Source organism: Dactylosporangium sp. CA-139066, from assembly GCF_050936175.1.
In the GTDB taxonomy this organism is placed as follows: domain Bacteria; phylum Actinomycetota; class Actinomycetes; order Mycobacteriales; family Micromonosporaceae; genus Dactylosporangium.
In genome coordinates, this window is the sequence record NZ_JBNJNH010000002.1 from 527,995 (window position 1) to 541,849 (window position 13,855).

Here is a 13,855-nt window from a genome sequence, read left to right on the forward strand (position 1 = left end):
CGAGGCACGGAAACGGCAGCGCGAGGCGCGGAAGCGGGCCGGGGGTGCGCCGAGCCGGGCAAAAAGCCCATAGTGGCCGAACGACACGGAAATGATGATATTTCCGATAAGTCGTGGCGCGTCAGCGCCCGACTTATCGGAACGCCAAGGCCCGTCTACACGAGATCGCGGCGGCGACGCGTCTGGTCGGCCCTCGCGCGCAGCTCCGCCGGGTCCGACGGGTACGCCACGGCGACCAGCGTCAGGCCGTGGGCGGGGGCCACCACCACCTCGTCGGCGCGCGCCGAGCGCTCCAGCAGCGTCGACGGCCACTGCCAGGCCCGGCGGCCGTCGCCCGCCGCGAGCTGCGCGCCGACCAGGCTGCGGACCATCGACCAGCAGAAGGCGTCCGCCTCCACCGTGGCGACCAGCGTGGCGTCCGGGTCGCGGCGCCAGTCCATCCGCGCCACGGCCCGGATCGTGCTCGCGTGCTCCTTGCGGCGGCAGAACGCCGCGAAGTCGTGCTCGCCGACCAGGCCCCGGGCGGCGGCGTTGAGCCGGTCCAGATCGAGCGGGCGGGGCCAGGCCAGCGTGTCGCGACGGCGCAGCGGGGGCGCGCCGAATTCAAGATCCGTCACACGGTACTCGTAACGCCGCGACAGCGCCGAGAAGCGCGCGTCGAACTCGGGCGGTACCTCGGTGGCGGCCAGGACGCGCACGTCGGGCGGCAGGAGGCCGGAGAGCTTGCGCACGAGCGCGGGGGCCAGCGCGGCCCAGCGCGTGGGCGGCACGTCGATGTGGCAGACCTGGCCGGTGGCGTGCACGCCGGCGTCGGTGCGCCCGGCCACGGTCAGGCCCTCGACGGTGCCGAACAGCCGCTCCAGCACCGCCAGAAGCTCGCCGGCGACCGTGCGGCGGCCGGGCTGCACCGCCCAGCCCGAGAAGTCCGTGCCGTCGTAGGAGACGTCCAGGCGGACGCGGACGCTCATGGTGTACACCCCCAAAGAAAAGCCCGGCACCCCCGAAAGGGTGCCGGGCCCTCGGACCGCAACCAGGTGATCAGGCCTTGGTCTCGTCGTCCTTCTTGGCGTCCTCGGCCGGAGCCTCCTCGGAGGCCTCGTCCGGAGTCGTGTCCGCGGCCGCGACGGCCGGAGTCTCCTCCGCCTCGTCGCCGGCGAGCACCGCGATCGAGTCGGCCTTGGCGGCCTTACGAGCGGTCTTGCGCGGCGCCTTCGGCGCGGCCGCGACCTCGAGCTCCTCGACCAGCTCGATGATCGCCATCGGAGCCGCGTCGCCCTTGCGGGGGCCCTTCTTCACGATGCGGGTGTAACCGCCGTGACGGTTGCTGAACCGCGGCGCGATCTGGTCGAACAGCGTGTACACCACGTCCTTGTCCCGCACCACGGAGAGCGCTTGACGGCGCGCGTGCAGGTCGCCGCGCTTGGCCTTGGTGATGAGCTGCTCGGCGAGCGGGCGCAGCCGCTTGGCCTTCGTCTCGGTCGTGGTGATGCGACCGTGCTTGAACAGCGACGTGGCAAGGTTCGCCAGCATCAGCCGCTCGTGCGCGGGGCTGCCGCCGAGGCGGGGACCTCTGGTGGGCGTGGGCATTGTTAGGGACTCCTCTAATACAGCGGCTCTACTAGAGCTGCTCGGTCTCGCGGTAGTCGTCGGCGTCGTAGTCCACCTCGGCGAAGGAGTCCACGACGTGGGCCGGGTCGAACGTCGGGGCGGAGTCCTTCAGACCCAGGCCCATCCCGGCGAGCTTCATCTTGACCTCGTCGATCGACTTCTGACCGAAATTCCTTATATCGAGGAGGTCGGCCTCCGTGCGGCTGATCAGCTCACCGACGGAGTTGATGCCCTCGCGCTTGAGGCAGTTGTAGGAGCGGACGGTCAGGTCCAGCTCCTCGATCGGCAGCGCCAGGTCGGCGGCCAGCTGCGCGTCCTGCGGCGACGGGCCGATGTCGATGCCCTCGGCCGTCTCGTCCAGCTCGCGCGCGAGGCCGAACAGCTCCACCAGCGTCGAGCCGGCCGAGGCCAGCGCGGTGCGCGGGGTGAGCGACGCCTTGGTCTCGACGTCGATGATGAGGCGGTCGAAGTCGGTGCGCTGCTCGACACGGGTCGCCTCGACGCGGTACGTCACCTTGAGCACCGGCGAGTAGATCGAGTCGACCGGGATGCGCCCGATCTCCTGGCCCTGCTGCTTGTTCTGGTTGGCGGTCACGTAGCCGCGCCCGCGCTCGACGGTCAGCTCCATGTCGAGGCGGCCCTTGCCGTTGAGCGTGGCCAGCTTCAGGTCCGGGTTGTGCACGGAGACGCCGGCCGGGGGCTGGATGTCGCCCGCGGTGACGTCGCCCGGGCCCTGCTTGCGCAGGTACATCGAGACCGGCTCGTCGTGCTCGGAGCTGACGCACAGCTCCTTGATGTTCATGACGAGCTCGACCACGTCCTCCTTGACCCCGGGGATCGTGGTGAACTCGTGCAGCACGCCGTCGATCTTGATGCTGGTCACGGCCGCGCCCGGGATGGAGCTGAGCAGGGTGCGACGCAGCGAGTTGCCGAGCGTGTAGCCGAAGCCCGGCTCGAGCGGCTCGATGGTGAACTTGGACCGGACCTCGCTGATGGTCTCTTCGGCGAGGCTGGGCCGCTGGGAGATGAGCACGTTCTTTCCTCCAGTTCGTTGCGCGCCCGCTATATGACGCGCTCCGGATCGGCGGGGACCCGGTCTGGCTCGATGACGCTTCGCGACAATCGACCCAGACCAGGTGCCGCCGACAATGTTGCTACTTGCTGTAGAGCTCGACGATGAGCTGCTCCTGGACCTGGGTGTCGATGACCTGCCGCGCCGGCAGGCTGTGCACCAGGACCTTGAACTCGCTCGGGATGAACTCCAGCCACGCCGGGACGGTCTTGCTGCCGGCGAGGCCCTGCGCGATCTGGAACGGGGTGAGCTCCCGCGACTTCTCGCGCACCTGCACAATGTCGTGCTCGCGGAGGCGGTACGACGGGATGTCGACCTTCTTGCCGTTGACCAGGATGTGGCCGTGCTTGACCAGCTGGCGGGCCATGTCGCGGGACGACGCCAGGCCGGCGCGGTACACGACGTTGTCGAGGCGGGACTCGAGGATCTTCAGCAGCTCCTCACCGGTCTTGCCCGGCTTGGCCACGGCCTCCTCGTAGTAGCCGGCGAACTGACGCTCGAGCACGCCGTAGATGCGGCGGGCCTTCTGCTTCTCGCGCAGCTGCAGGAGGTACTCGGTCTCCTTCGGCCGGCCGCGGCCGTGCTGGCCGGGCGGGAAGGGACGCGACTCGAACGGGCACTTCGGCCCGTCGCACTTGCTGCCCTTGAGGAACAGCTTCATCTTCTCGCGACGGCAACGGCGGCAGTCGGCCCCGGTGTAACGCGCCATCGTCAGACCCTCCTGCGCTTCGGCGGACGGCAGCCGTTGTGCGGCTGCGGCGTGACGTCACTGATCTGCCCGACCTCCAGGCCCACGGCCTGCAGCGAGCGGATCGCGGTCTCCCGGCCGGAGCCGGGACCCTTCACGAAGACGTCGACCTTGCGCATGCCGTGCTCCATCGCCCGGCGAGCGGCGGCCTCGGCGGCCAGCTGCGCGGCGAACGGGGTCGACTTGCGCGAGCCCTTGAAGCCCACCTGACCGGCGGACGCCCAGGAGATGACGGCACCGGTCGGGTCGGTGATCGACACGATGGTGTTGTTGAACGTGCTCTTGATGTGCGCCTGCCCGTGGGCGACGTTCTTGCGTTCCTTGCGCCGGACCTTCTTGACAGCGGTCGCGCCGGCGCGAGCCTTCGGCGGCATGCTCTATGCGCTCCTAGAAAAGTTTTCTGACCTGGACCCGGCTACTACTTCTTGCCCGGCTTCTTCTTGCCGGCGACCGTGCGCTTCGGACCCTTGCGGGTGCGCGCGTTAGTCCGGGTGCGCTGACCGCGCACGGGCAGGCCCTTACGGTGCCGGATGCCCTCGTAGCAGCCGATCTCCACCTTGCGGCGGATGTCCGCGGCGACCTCGCGGCGCAGGTCGCCTTCAACCTTGAAGTTGGCCTCGATGTAGTCGCGCAGCTGCACGACCTCTTCATCGGTCAGGTCCCGGGCCCGCTTGTTGGGGTCAATGCCGGTGGCGGCCAGGGTCTCCACGGCGCGGGTACGCCCGATGCCGTAGATGTAGGTGAGTGCGATCTCGGTGCGCTTTTCGCGCGGGAGATCGACACCGACGAGACGTGCCATAAGTGGGCGTGCTCCTCAAATGTGCGGAGGTCTTGGCCCGCTCCGCTCCCGTCTGCCCACAGACGGGCCCCGGCCTCCGACCGGGGGTGCAGCCCACGAAGACCCGCCTGATCGGCGGGCCGCCCGAGGCTGGAACGGGCTGATTACAGATGTGCGGTGCTAGGGACTCAGCCCTGGCGCTGCTTGTGACGCGGGTCAGTGCTGCAAATGACCATGACCCGGCCATGCCGCCGGATCACCCGGCAGTTGTTGCAGATCCGCTTGACGCTCGGCTTGACCTTCACGGTTTGCCTAACTCTCGCTGCGCACGCGCTCTTGGGAGCGGGCGCGACAGAACCCGACCGTTACCTGGGAACCGACACCGATTACTTGTAGCGGTAGACGATGCGCCCGCGAGTGAGGTCGTAGGGCGAGAGCTCCACGACGACACGGTCCTCGGGCAGGATGCGGATGTAGTGCTGCCGCATCTTGCCGCTGATGTGCGCCAAGACCTTGTGGCCATTGGCGAGCTCCACCCGGAACATCGCATTCGGGAGTGGCTCGATCACTCGGCCCTCGATCTCGATGGCCCCGTCTTTCTTCGGCATGTCCTCCGCTACCTGACATCGGGTCTGGTGGTCGACGCTTGCATCCGTTTCACCAGGTCAGGACGGTGCCTGTGCCTGGAGCCAGCCGCGGCTCCGGCCCTGCCACTAGAAGCGCGTGGAGGCATGCCGGAGTGGACGCTTTGCGCCAATCGGCAAGTCTACGCGTCTGTCCCCCGTGTACCAAATCCGGGGCGATCAGCTGTCACGGTAGCGCTTCTGGGTGTCCTCGGGGCTGTTGCCGAGCGCCTTCACCGAGAAGGTCGATGCGAGCAGGACGGCGCCCCAGGGGCCGGCGACCCACATGGGCCAGAAGTAGACGGCCTCGCCGCTGGAGATGCTGACCAGGGCCCAGATGACCACGTTGACCGAGACGGCGACGATCCAGGCGCTCCAGATGCCGATCAGCCACCGCGGGTTGCGCCCGTCGCGGTCGCGGCCGCGGCGGCGCTCGTCCGGGTCGTCGCCGCCGCGGTCCGGCGATGCCGGCTCGTGCGGCGCCAGCTGCGAGTCGCTGACCGGATGGAACCCGGGGAGGTCCTTCAGGATGGCGTCAAGATCACCGTAGGTCCGCGCCGCGTAGGCGTCCTTGAGGCGGTCGTCGTATTCGACGAGCGACAGCCGGCCCTCGTCGAGCGCCGCCTTCAGGCGCTCGGCCACGAACTGCCGGTCCACGTCGGCCGCACGCAGGTCTTCCCGCCGGTCTGCCACCGCTCCCCCTTCGAACTGTGCACACAGCATCCCACCGTGGCCGTGGGGGGCTCTACCCCGGTCTTTCCCCTACAACGCCGGCCGTTCCCTTTACTCCACGGCCGGCACGGGCTCACGGGCGGTGATGAGCTCGCCGAGGCGGGCGCGGCCGCCGTCGCGGGCGGTGAGGACCCACACGCCGTCTTCGCAGATGGCCATCGTGTGCTCGACGTGCGCGGCGTACGAGCCGTCGACGGTGACCACGGTCCAGCCGTCGTCGAGCTCGGCGACCTTCGGCTTGCCGCGCGTGATCATCGGCTCGATCGCGAGCGCCATGCCCGGGCGCAGGGCCACGCCCTTGCCGGGCCGTCCGGTGTTCTCGACGAACGGGTCCTGGTGCATCGCGCTGCCGATGCCGTGGCCGCCGTAGCCCTCGACGATGCCGTACCGGCCGGCCTTGCGAATCGAGGACTGGATGGCGAACGAGATGTCGGTCAGCCGCCCCTTGCCTGAGCGGGCCCCGCGCGCTGCGGCGGCGATGCCGGCCCACATGGCGTCCTCGGCGACCCGGATCAGCCCGCGCAGGTCGGAGCGGACCTCGCCGACCGGGACCGTGATCGCCGCGTCGCCGTGCCAGCCGTCGAGCTCGGCGCCGCAGTCGATGGAGATCAGGTCGCCCTCGCGCAGCACCTGCCGGGGGCTGGGGATGGCGTGCACCACCTGGTCGTTGACTGAGGAGCAGATGGAGGCCGGATACCCCTGGTAGCCCAGGAACGACGGCACCGCTCCGGCGGCGCGGATCGTCTCCTCGGCGATGCGGTCCAGCTCGGCGGTCGACACGCCGGGCGCGACGGCGGCCCGCATCCGCTCGAGCGCGTCGGCGACGACGAGCCCGGCCCGGCGCATGAGGCCGATCTGTTCGGGGGTCTTGAGCTCGATCTCGACCTGATAGGCCATGGAACGTACCCTCGGGCGGTCAGGCGCCGTAGGAGCGCAGGGCGTCGATCGCGCGCACGGTGACGTCCTCGACCGGACCCGTGGCGTCGATGCCCACCAGCTTGCCTTGCGCGCCGAAGTAGTCCACCAGCGGCGAGGTGTCCCTGGCGTACACCTTCAGGCGCTCGGCGATCGTCTCGGCCTTGTCGTCGTCGCGCTGGAACAGTTCGCCGCCGCAGCGGTCGCACACCCCGTCGTGGGTCGGCGCGTCGAACTCGATGTGCCAGATCTTCCCGCAGCCGCGGCAGGTCCGCCGGCCCGAGAGCCGGCGGATGACCTCTTCGTTCTCCACGACCAGCTCGAGCACGATGTCGAGCCCGGTGCCCAGGTCGGCCAGCAGCTTGTCCAGCGCGTTGGCCTGCGGCACGGTGCGGGGGAAGCCGTCGAGCAGGAAGCCGTCGACGGCGTCGCCCTCGGCCAGCCGGTCGGACACCATGTTGATGGTGACCTCGTCGGGCACCAGCTGACCGGCGTCCATGTAGCGCTTGGCCTCGACGCCGAGCGGGGTGCCCTGCCCGACGTTGGCCCGGAAGATGTCGCCGGTGGAGATTTTGGGCACGGCGAGGTGCGCGGCGATGTACTCGGCCTGGGTCCCCTTGCCCGCCCCGGGGGGACCTACCAGCACCAGCCTCACTACCGGAGGAACCCTTCGTAGTTGCGCTGCATCAGCTGGCTCTCGATTTGCTTCACCGTCTCGAGGCCCACACCAACAATAATGAGTACCGCGGTGCCACCGAACGGGAAGTTCTGCAGAGCCTGCCCGCCACCCACGATCCCGATGAGCAGGTTGGGCAGGATCGAGATGATGCCCAGGTAGAGCGCGCCGGGAAGCGTGATGCGGCTGAGGATGAAGTCAAGATACTCGGCCGTCGGCTTGCCCGGGCGGATGCCGGGGACGAATCCACCGTACTTCCGCATGTTGTCCGCCACCTCGGTCGGGTTGAAGGTGATGGACACGTAGAAGTAGGTGAAGAAGATGATCAGCACGAAGTAGATCGAGATGTGCCAGGCGCTGTTCTGCGGCACGATGTGACGGTTGATCCACAGGATGGTCTTGTTCGTCGTGTCCGAGCCGGCGAACGACGTGACCAACTGCGGCAGGTAGAGCAGCGAGGAGGCGAAGATGACCGGGATGACGCCCGCCTGGTTGACCTTGAGCGGGATGTAGGTCGAGGTTCCGCCGTACATCCGGCGGCCGATCATGCGCTTCGCGTACTGCACCGGGATGCGGCGCTGAGCCTGCTCGAGGAAGACCACGAAGGCGATGACCACGACGGCCAGGCCGACGATCACGAAGAACGTGGTCTTGTTGTCCTGCCAGATCTGGATGCCCTCGAGCGGCAGGCGGGCCGCGATCGAGGTGAAGATCAGGACCGACATGCCGTTGCCGACGCCGCGGTCGGTGACGAGCTCGCCGAGCCACATGATGACGCCGGTGCCGGCGGTCATCGTGATGACCAGCGTGCTGAGCACCAGCCACATCGGCAGCTTGCCGGTGTCCGGGATGATCGGGTACTGCGACTGGTCGCACGCGCCGCCGAAGAGCTGGCCGGACCGCGCCAGGGCGACGAACGCCGAGGCCTGCAGGATGCCGAGGCCGAGGGTCAGGTAGCGCGTGTACTGCGTGATCTTCGCCTGGCCGGACTGGCCCTCCTTGCGGAGCTGCTCGAGGCGCGGGATCACCACCGTCAGCAGCTGAAGGATGATGCTCGCGGTGATGTAGGGCATGATGCCCAGCGCGAACACCGACAGCTGGAGCAGCGCCCCACCAGAGAACAGGTTCAACAGGGTGAAGACCTGGTTGTCCTTGCTGTTCTCGACGATGTTGAGGCACTTCTGCACGTTGCCGTACGACACGCCCGGGCTGGGCAGTGTGGCGCCGAGCCGGTACACGCCGATCATCAGCAATGTAAACAGGATCTTCTTGCGCAGGTCAGGCGTTCGGAACGCGCTAACAAAGGCGGAGAGCAACTTGATCCTCCTGCGCAAGGCGGCCGTTCGTTCGGCCGACGAGGTGGGGTCCGGGTGGTACTGGTGTCACTAACGAACGTATGAGTCCGACGTGGACTGCGCAACGGACTCTAACAGGATGTCCGGGGCACATCACGTCCGGCTTTGGATGCACGCCGTGGCGCCCACCGAGACGGTGGACGCCACGATAGCGCTCTATTCCGTTTCGCCGCCGAGCAGCTGGGTGGAGCCGCCGGCAGCCTCGATCTTTTCCTTGGCCGTCGCGCTGAACTTGTGCGCGCTGACCTGCAGCTTCACGCCGCCGAGCTCGCCGTCGCCGAGCACCTTGACCAGCTCGCCCTTGCGGACGGCGCCGGCCTCGACCAGCTCGGCCACGCCGACCTCGCCGCCCTGCGGGAAGAGCTCCGCGAGGCGTGCAAGATTCACAACCTGGAACTCGATCCGGTTGCGGTTGCGGAAGCCCTTGAGCTTCGGCAGGCGCATGTGGAGGGGCATCTGCCCACCCTCGAACGCCGCCGAGATGTTCTTGCGGGCCTTGGAGCCCTTGGTACCACGACCCGCGGTCTTGCCCTTGGAGCCCTCACCGCGACCCACACGGGTCTTCTCGGTCTTGGCGCCCGGGGCGGGCCGCAGGTGGTGCAGCTTGATCGTCATCGGATTACTCCACCTCTTCCACGGTGACCAGGTGCGTCACGGTGTGGATCATGCCGCGGATCTCCGGACGGTCCTCCTTGACGACCACGTCGCGGATCCGCTTGAGCCCGAGCGATCGCAGCGTCTCGCGCTGGTTCTGCTTAGAACCGATCTCGGACCGGATCTGGGTGACCTTCAGGCGCGCCATAACTATGCACCCACCCCGGCCCGAGCTGCCAACATGGCCGCCGGGGCGACGTCCTCGACCGGCAGGCCACGGCGAGCCGCCACGGCCTCCGGCGCCTCGAGCTTCTTCAGCGCCGCCACCGTCGCGTGGACGATGTTGATGGCGTTGGAGGAGCCGAGGCTCTTGGACAGCACGTCGTGGATGCCGGCGCACTCCAGGACGGCGCGGACCGGGCCGCCGGCGATGACGCCCGTACCGGCGGAGGCCGGCTTGAGCAGCACCACGCCGGCCGCGTCCTCGCCGATCACCGGGTGCGGGATCGTGGCCGCGAGCCGCGGCACCTTGAAGAAGTGCTTCTTGGCCTCCTCGACGCCCTTGGCGATGGCCGCGGGCACCTCCTTGGCCTTTCCGTAGCCGACGCCGACCGTGCCGTCGCCGTCGCCGACGATGACCAGGGCGGTGAAGCTGAAGCGACGACCACCCTTCACGACCTTGGCGACGCGGTTGATCGCGACGACCCGCTCGAGGTGGGGGGTCTTCTCGGCGGGCGCGTTGCCGCGGCCGCCACCCTCGCGACGATTCTCGCGACGGCCGCCACCACCTTCTTGGGTGTTACCGGACCCGCCGCCCCTGCGCTGAGGACCAGGCATGAACGTTTCTCCTTCTTAGAACTCGAGTCCGGCTTCGCGGGCGGCGTCCGCCAGGGCCGCGATGCGGCCGGCGTACCTGTTGCCACCACGGTCGAAGACGACCTTGCCGACACCCGCGGCCTTCGCCCGGTCGGCCAGGAGGGCGCCCACCTTGCGGGCCAGCGCCTTCTTGTCGCCGTCGGTGCCACGGATGGTCGCGTCGAGCGTCGAGGCCGACGCCAGGGTGTGACCCTTGGCGTCGTCGACGATCTGCGCGGTGATGTTCCGCAGGGAACGGGTGACCACCAGGCGGGGACGCTCGGCGGTACCGGTGACGTGCTTGCGGATACGGAAGTGCCGGCGAGCACGCCCCGTGCGGCGCGCGGCGGCAACGCCGCCGGAGTTGCGGCGCTTGAGCAGCGTGGCGCTCATTTCTTACCAGCCTTTCCGGCCTTGCGGCGGATGACCTCGCCCTGGTACCGCACGCCCTTGCCCTTGTACGGCTCCGGCGGGCGAATCTTGCGGATGTTGGCGGCGACCTCGCCGACCTGCTGCTTGTCGATGCCGGCGATGTGGAACACCGTCGGCTTCTCGACCGTGAAGGTGATGCCGGGCGGCGGCGTCACGAGCACCGGGTGCGAGAACCCGAGCGCAAACTCGAGGTCGCTGCCCTTGGCCGTGACGCGGTAACCGGTACCGGCAATCTCCAGGCTCTTGCGGTAGCCCTCGGTGACGCCGACCACCATGTTGGAGATCAGCGTGCGCGACAGGCCGTGCAGCTCCTTGGCCTTCCGCTCGTCGTTCGGGCGGACGACGTTGTAGGTGCCGTCCTCGGCCCGCTCGATCGTGATCGGCTCGGCGAGGGTGTGCGACAGCTCGCCCTTGGGGCCCTTGACGGTGACGACCGGGCCGTCGATCTTGACTTCGACGCCCGCGGGCACCGTGATCGGCTTACGTCCGATTCGAGACATGTGATGCCTTCCCTTACCAGACGTAGGCGAGGACTTCCCCGCCCACCCCTCGCTTGCGGGCCTGCTTGTCGGTCAGGAGGCCCTGGGACGTCGAGATGATGGCCACGCCGAGACCGCCGAGCACGCGCGGCATGTCGACCGACTTCGCGTAGACGCGCAGGCCGGGCTTCGACACGCGGCGGATGCCGGCGAGGCTGCGCTCGCGGTTCTGGCCGTACTTGAGGTCGACGACAAGGGTCTTGCCGACCTTGCCCTCGTCCGGCTCCTGAACCTGCCACGCGGACACGTAGCCCTCGGACTTGAGCACCTCGGCGATGTTCGCCTTGATCTTCGAATATGGCATCGACACCCGGTCGTGGTACGCCTGGTTGGCGTTGCGCAGACGGGTCAGCATGTCTGCGATCGGGTCGGTCATGGTCATGGGTTTGTCAGCCTTTCTCGCCGCGGTTCCGCACCGTGCCGGTGGGCCTGCGGCGAAGGAGGATTACCAGGAAGCCTTGGAAACGCCGGGCAGTTCGCCACGGTGCGCCATCTCGCGGATGCACACGCGGCACAGACCGAACTTGCGGTAGACGGCCTTGGGCCGGCCGCAGCGCTGGCAGCGGGTGTACGCGCGCACCGCGAACTTGGGCTTCGCGGCGGCCTTGAGGACGAGAGCCTTCTTCGCCATTGGTCAGTTCTCCCTAGTTCTCACGGAAAGGGAAGCCGAGCAGCTTGAGCAGCGCGCGACCTTCCTCGTCCGTGCGGGCGGTGGTGACCACGGTGATGTCCATCCCTCGCGGCCGGTCGATGCGGTCCTGGTCGATCTCGTGGAACACCGACTGCTCCGTGAGACCGAACGTGTAGTTGCCGTTGCCGTCGAGCTTGCGCCCGTCCAGGCCGCGGAAGTCGCGGATACGCGGCAGCGCGATGGACAGCAGCCGGTCCAGGAACTCCCACATCCGGTCGTTGCGCAGCGTGACCTTGGCGCCGATCGGCATGCCCTCGCGCAGCTTGAACTGCGCGATCGACTTGGTCGCCCGGCGGACCTGCGGCTTCTGGCCGGTGATCGTGGCCAGGTCGCGGACCGCGCCGTCGATCAGCTTCGAGTCGCGGGCCGCCTCGCCGACGCCCATGTTGACGACAACCTTCACCACGCCGGGGATCTGCATGACGTTGGCGTACTTGAACTGCTCCTGCATCGCCGCCGCGATCTCGTCGCGGTAGCGCTGCTTCAGGCGCGGGTTCACCTTCTCGACGGTCGTCATCACAGTTCCTTACCGCTACGGCGGGACACGCGGACCTTGAGCCCGTTCTCGTCCTCGCGGGAGCCGACGCGGGTGGCCTGGCCGTCCGAGTCGACCACCATCACGTTCGAGATGTGGATGGGGGCTTCCTGCGTCACGATGCCGCCGGTCTTCGAGCCCCGCTGGGTGGTGCGGATCCGGGTGTGCTTCTTGACCCGGTTCACGCCCTCCACGACGACCTTGTTCTCGCGCGGGAGCGCGGTCAGGACCTTGCCGCGGGTGCCCTTGTCCTTGCCGGCGATGACGAGGACGGTGTCGCCCTTCTTCACCTTCATGGCTACAGCACCTCCGGCGCGAGCGAAATGATCTTCATGAAACGCTTGTCCCGGAGCTCACGCCCGACGGGGCCGAAGATGCGGGTACCGCGCGGGTCTCCGCCGTCCTTGATGATCACGGCGGCGTTCTCGTCGAAGCGGATGTACGACCCGTCCGGCCGGCGCCGCTCCTTCGTGGTCCGGACGACGACGGCCTTGACCACGTCGCCCTTCTTCACGCCGGCGCCCGGAATGGCGTCCTTCACCGTGGCCACGATGATGTCGCCGATGCCTGCATAGCGGCGGCCGGAGCCACCGAGCACACGGATGCACAGGATTTCCCGGGCACCCGTGTTGTCGGCGACGCGCAGCCGCGACTCCTGCTGAATCACGCTTGTCTCCTAATGTCTGCCAGTTCTCGGCACCGGCCAGTCCAGGCGGACATGTCGATGCCGAGCTTGGCGGAACGACGGCCTTACTTGGCCTTTTCGAGGATCTCCACGACCCGCCAGCGCTTGGTCGCCGACAGCGGCCGGGTCTCCATGAGCAGCACGCGGTCGCCGATGCCGCACGCGTTCTGCTCGTCGTGCGCCTTCAGCTTGCTGGTGCGGCGCATGACCTTGCCGTACAGCGGGTGCTTGACCTGGTCCTCGACCGCCACGACGACGGTCTTGTTCATCTTGTCGCTGACCACGAGGCCCTCGCGGACCTTGCGGCGGCCGCGCACCTCGGTGCCCGACTCGGTCGTCTGCTCGCTCATGCTCATGCCACCTCAGCCACAGCGTCGGGCGCAGCCGAAAGACCCAGCTCGCGCTCGCGCATGATCGTGTAGATCCGGGCGATGTCCCTGCGGATGATCTGCAGGCGCCCGTGGTTGTCCAGCTGGCCCGTGGCCGACTGCACGCGGAGGTTGAACAGCTCCGCCTTGGCTTCCCGCAGCTTCTCGACCAGGCCCTCGTCGGACAGCTCACGCAGCTCGGTCGCCTTGATACCGGCGGCCATCACACATCAGCCCCTTCGCGCGTGACGATCCGGCACTTCAGCGGAAGCTTGTGGATCGCGCGGCGCATCGCTTCCCGAGCAATCTGCTCGTTCGGGAAGGACATCTCGAACAGGATGCGGCCCGGCTTGATGTTGGCCACCCACCACTCGGGGGAGCCCTTGCCGGAGCCCATCCGGGTCTCGGCCGGCTTCTTGGTGATGGAGCGGTCCGGGAAGATGGTGATCCAGACCTTGCCACCACGGCGGATGTGCCGGGTCATCGCAATACGCGCCGCCTCGATCTGACGGTTCGTGATGTATGCCGGCTCGAGAGCCTGGATACCGAACTCGCCGAAGACCACGCGGGTGCCACCCTTGGCCGGGCCGTGCCGGTCCGGGTGGTGCGGCTTGCGGAAGCCCTTCGGGGGCTTACGAGGGATCAGCAT

At 68.2% G+C, this 13,855-nt stretch carries 25 protein-coding genes; all 25 read right to left on the minus strand.

Annotated elements, in window-relative coordinates; all coding sequences use genetic code 11:
- Window positions 1-155: 155 nt before the first annotated feature.
- The 25 genes from truA to rplP all read right to left on the minus strand — a co-directional run bounded on the left by truA (window position 156) and on the right by rplP (window position 13,855).
- Window positions 156-968: a tRNA pseudouridine(38-40) synthase TruA gene (truA, locus tag ACQEVU_RS47040; protein WP_433336346.1), complete on the minus strand. Its 813-nt coding sequence runs from the start codon at window positions 966-968 to the stop codon at window positions 156-158.
- Between the two features lie 70 nt (window positions 969-1,038).
- Complete coding sequence (gene rplQ, locus ACQEVU_RS47045) at window positions 1,039-1,587, minus strand: 50S ribosomal protein L17 (protein WP_433336348.1); 549 nt, start codon at window positions 1,585-1,587, stop codon at window positions 1,039-1,041.
- A gap of 31 nt (window positions 1,588-1,618) precedes the next feature.
- On the minus strand, window positions 1,619-2,641 hold the full coding sequence (locus tag ACQEVU_RS47050; protein WP_433336350.1) for a DNA-directed RNA polymerase subunit alpha: 1,023 nt from the start codon (window positions 2,639-2,641) through the stop codon (window positions 1,619-1,621).
- 121 nt (window positions 2,642-2,762) lie between these two features.
- Window positions 2,763-3,389 carry a 30S ribosomal protein S4 gene (gene rpsD / locus ACQEVU_RS47055; protein ID WP_433336352.1) on the minus strand — a complete coding sequence of 209 codons (627 nt, stop codon included), beginning with the start codon at window positions 3,387-3,389 and terminating at the stop codon, window positions 2,763-2,765.
- Window positions 3,390-3,391: 2 nt separating this feature from the next.
- Entirely contained in the window at window positions 3,392-3,802 is a 411-nt protein-coding gene (gene rpsK / locus ACQEVU_RS47060; protein WP_033357646.1) for a 30S ribosomal protein S11, read from the minus strand.
- Window positions 3,803-3,846: 44 nt separating this feature from the next.
- Window positions 3,847-4,227, minus strand: coding sequence for a 30S ribosomal protein S13 (gene rpsM / locus ACQEVU_RS47065; RefSeq protein ID WP_433336355.1), 381 nt, complete (start codon window positions 4,225-4,227; stop codon window positions 3,847-3,849).
- Window positions 4,228-4,394: 167 nt separating this feature from the next.
- Window positions 4,395-4,511, minus strand: a complete 117-nt coding sequence (gene rpmJ, locus ACQEVU_RS47070) for a 50S ribosomal protein L36 (protein WP_014440745.1) — start codon at window positions 4,509-4,511, stop codon at window positions 4,395-4,397.
- 81 nt (window positions 4,512-4,592) lie between these two features.
- Window positions 4,593-4,814: a translation initiation factor IF-1 gene (infA, locus tag ACQEVU_RS47075; protein WP_007073013.1), complete on the minus strand. Its 222-nt coding sequence runs from the start codon at window positions 4,812-4,814 to the stop codon at window positions 4,593-4,595.
- 195 nt (window positions 4,815-5,009) lie between these two features.
- Window positions 5,010-5,522 (minus strand): DUF1707 SHOCT-like domain-containing protein, encoded by a 513-nt coding sequence (locus ACQEVU_RS47080; protein WP_433336358.1) that lies wholly within the window; start codon window positions 5,520-5,522, stop codon window positions 5,010-5,012.
- A 90-nt stretch (window positions 5,523-5,612) separates the two neighbouring features.
- Window positions 5,613-6,458: a type I methionyl aminopeptidase gene (gene map / locus ACQEVU_RS47085; RefSeq protein ID WP_433336360.1), complete on the minus strand. Its 846-nt coding sequence runs from the start codon at window positions 6,456-6,458 to the stop codon at window positions 5,613-5,615.
- Between the two features lie 19 nt (window positions 6,459-6,477).
- On the minus strand, window positions 6,478-7,131 hold the full coding sequence (locus ACQEVU_RS47090; protein WP_433336362.1) for an adenylate kinase: 654 nt from the start codon (window positions 7,129-7,131) through the stop codon (window positions 6,478-6,480).
- Window positions 7,131-8,468, minus strand: a complete 1,338-nt coding sequence (gene secY, locus ACQEVU_RS47095; protein ID WP_433336364.1) for a preprotein translocase subunit SecY — start codon at window positions 8,466-8,468, stop codon at window positions 7,131-7,133. The genes ACQEVU_RS47090 and secY overlap by 1 nt, the downstream gene beginning before the upstream one ends.
- Before the next feature lie 195 nt (window positions 8,469-8,663).
- Window positions 8,664-9,122, minus strand: coding sequence for a 50S ribosomal protein L15 (gene rplO, locus ACQEVU_RS47100; protein ID WP_433336366.1), 459 nt, complete (start codon window positions 9,120-9,122; stop codon window positions 8,664-8,666).
- 4 nt (window positions 9,123-9,126) lie between these two features.
- Window positions 9,127-9,309, minus strand: a complete 183-nt coding sequence (rpmD, locus tag ACQEVU_RS47105; RefSeq protein WP_432831912.1) for a 50S ribosomal protein L30 — start codon at window positions 9,307-9,309, stop codon at window positions 9,127-9,129.
- 2 nt (window positions 9,310-9,311) lie between these two features.
- Entirely contained in the window at window positions 9,312-9,938 is a 627-nt protein-coding gene (gene rpsE, locus ACQEVU_RS47110; protein WP_433336369.1) for a 30S ribosomal protein S5, read from the minus strand.
- Between the two features lie 15 nt (window positions 9,939-9,953).
- A complete protein-coding gene (gene rplR, locus ACQEVU_RS47115) occupies window positions 9,954-10,349 on the minus strand; it encodes a 50S ribosomal protein L18 (protein WP_433336371.1) in 396 nt (131 codons plus the stop codon).
- Window positions 10,346-10,888, minus strand: coding sequence for a 50S ribosomal protein L6 (gene rplF / locus ACQEVU_RS47120; protein ID WP_433336373.1), 543 nt, complete (start codon window positions 10,886-10,888; stop codon window positions 10,346-10,348). The genes rplR and rplF overlap by 4 nt, the downstream gene beginning before the upstream one ends.
- Before the next feature lie 13 nt (window positions 10,889-10,901).
- A complete protein-coding gene (rpsH, locus tag ACQEVU_RS47125; RefSeq protein WP_433336375.1) occupies window positions 10,902-11,309 on the minus strand; it encodes a 30S ribosomal protein S8 in 408 nt (135 codons plus the stop codon).
- A gap of 63 nt (window positions 11,310-11,372) precedes the next feature.
- Window positions 11,373-11,558: a type Z 30S ribosomal protein S14 gene (locus ACQEVU_RS47130; RefSeq protein ID WP_190249376.1), complete on the minus strand. Its 186-nt coding sequence runs from the start codon at window positions 11,556-11,558 to the stop codon at window positions 11,373-11,375.
- 13 nt (window positions 11,559-11,571) lie between these two features.
- On the minus strand, window positions 11,572-12,135 hold the full coding sequence (rplE, locus tag ACQEVU_RS47135; protein WP_433336377.1) for a 50S ribosomal protein L5: 564 nt from the start codon (window positions 12,133-12,135) through the stop codon (window positions 11,572-11,574).
- Window positions 12,135-12,449 carry a 50S ribosomal protein L24 gene (gene rplX / locus ACQEVU_RS47140; RefSeq protein WP_433336379.1) on the minus strand — a complete coding sequence of 105 codons (315 nt, stop codon included), beginning with the start codon at window positions 12,447-12,449 and terminating at the stop codon, window positions 12,135-12,137. The genes rplE and rplX overlap by 1 nt, the downstream gene beginning before the upstream one ends.
- Window positions 12,450-12,451: 2 nt before the next feature.
- Window positions 12,452-12,820 (minus strand): 50S ribosomal protein L14, encoded by a 369-nt coding sequence (rplN, locus tag ACQEVU_RS47145; RefSeq protein ID WP_033357657.1) that lies wholly within the window; start codon window positions 12,818-12,820, stop codon window positions 12,452-12,454.
- Between the two features lie 83 nt (window positions 12,821-12,903).
- Window positions 12,904-13,188 carry a 30S ribosomal protein S17 gene (gene rpsQ, locus ACQEVU_RS47150; RefSeq protein ID WP_238007611.1) on the minus strand — a complete coding sequence of 95 codons (285 nt, stop codon included), beginning with the start codon at window positions 13,186-13,188 and terminating at the stop codon, window positions 12,904-12,906.
- Between the two features lie 2 nt (window positions 13,189-13,190).
- Window positions 13,191-13,430: a 50S ribosomal protein L29 gene (rpmC, locus tag ACQEVU_RS47155; RefSeq protein WP_259859806.1), complete on the minus strand. Its 240-nt coding sequence runs from the start codon at window positions 13,428-13,430 to the stop codon at window positions 13,191-13,193.
- Window positions 13,430-13,855: a 50S ribosomal protein L16 gene (gene rplP, locus ACQEVU_RS47160; RefSeq protein ID WP_190249381.1), complete on the minus strand. Its 426-nt coding sequence runs from the start codon at window positions 13,853-13,855 to the stop codon at window positions 13,430-13,432. The genes rpmC and rplP overlap by 1 nt, the downstream gene beginning before the upstream one ends.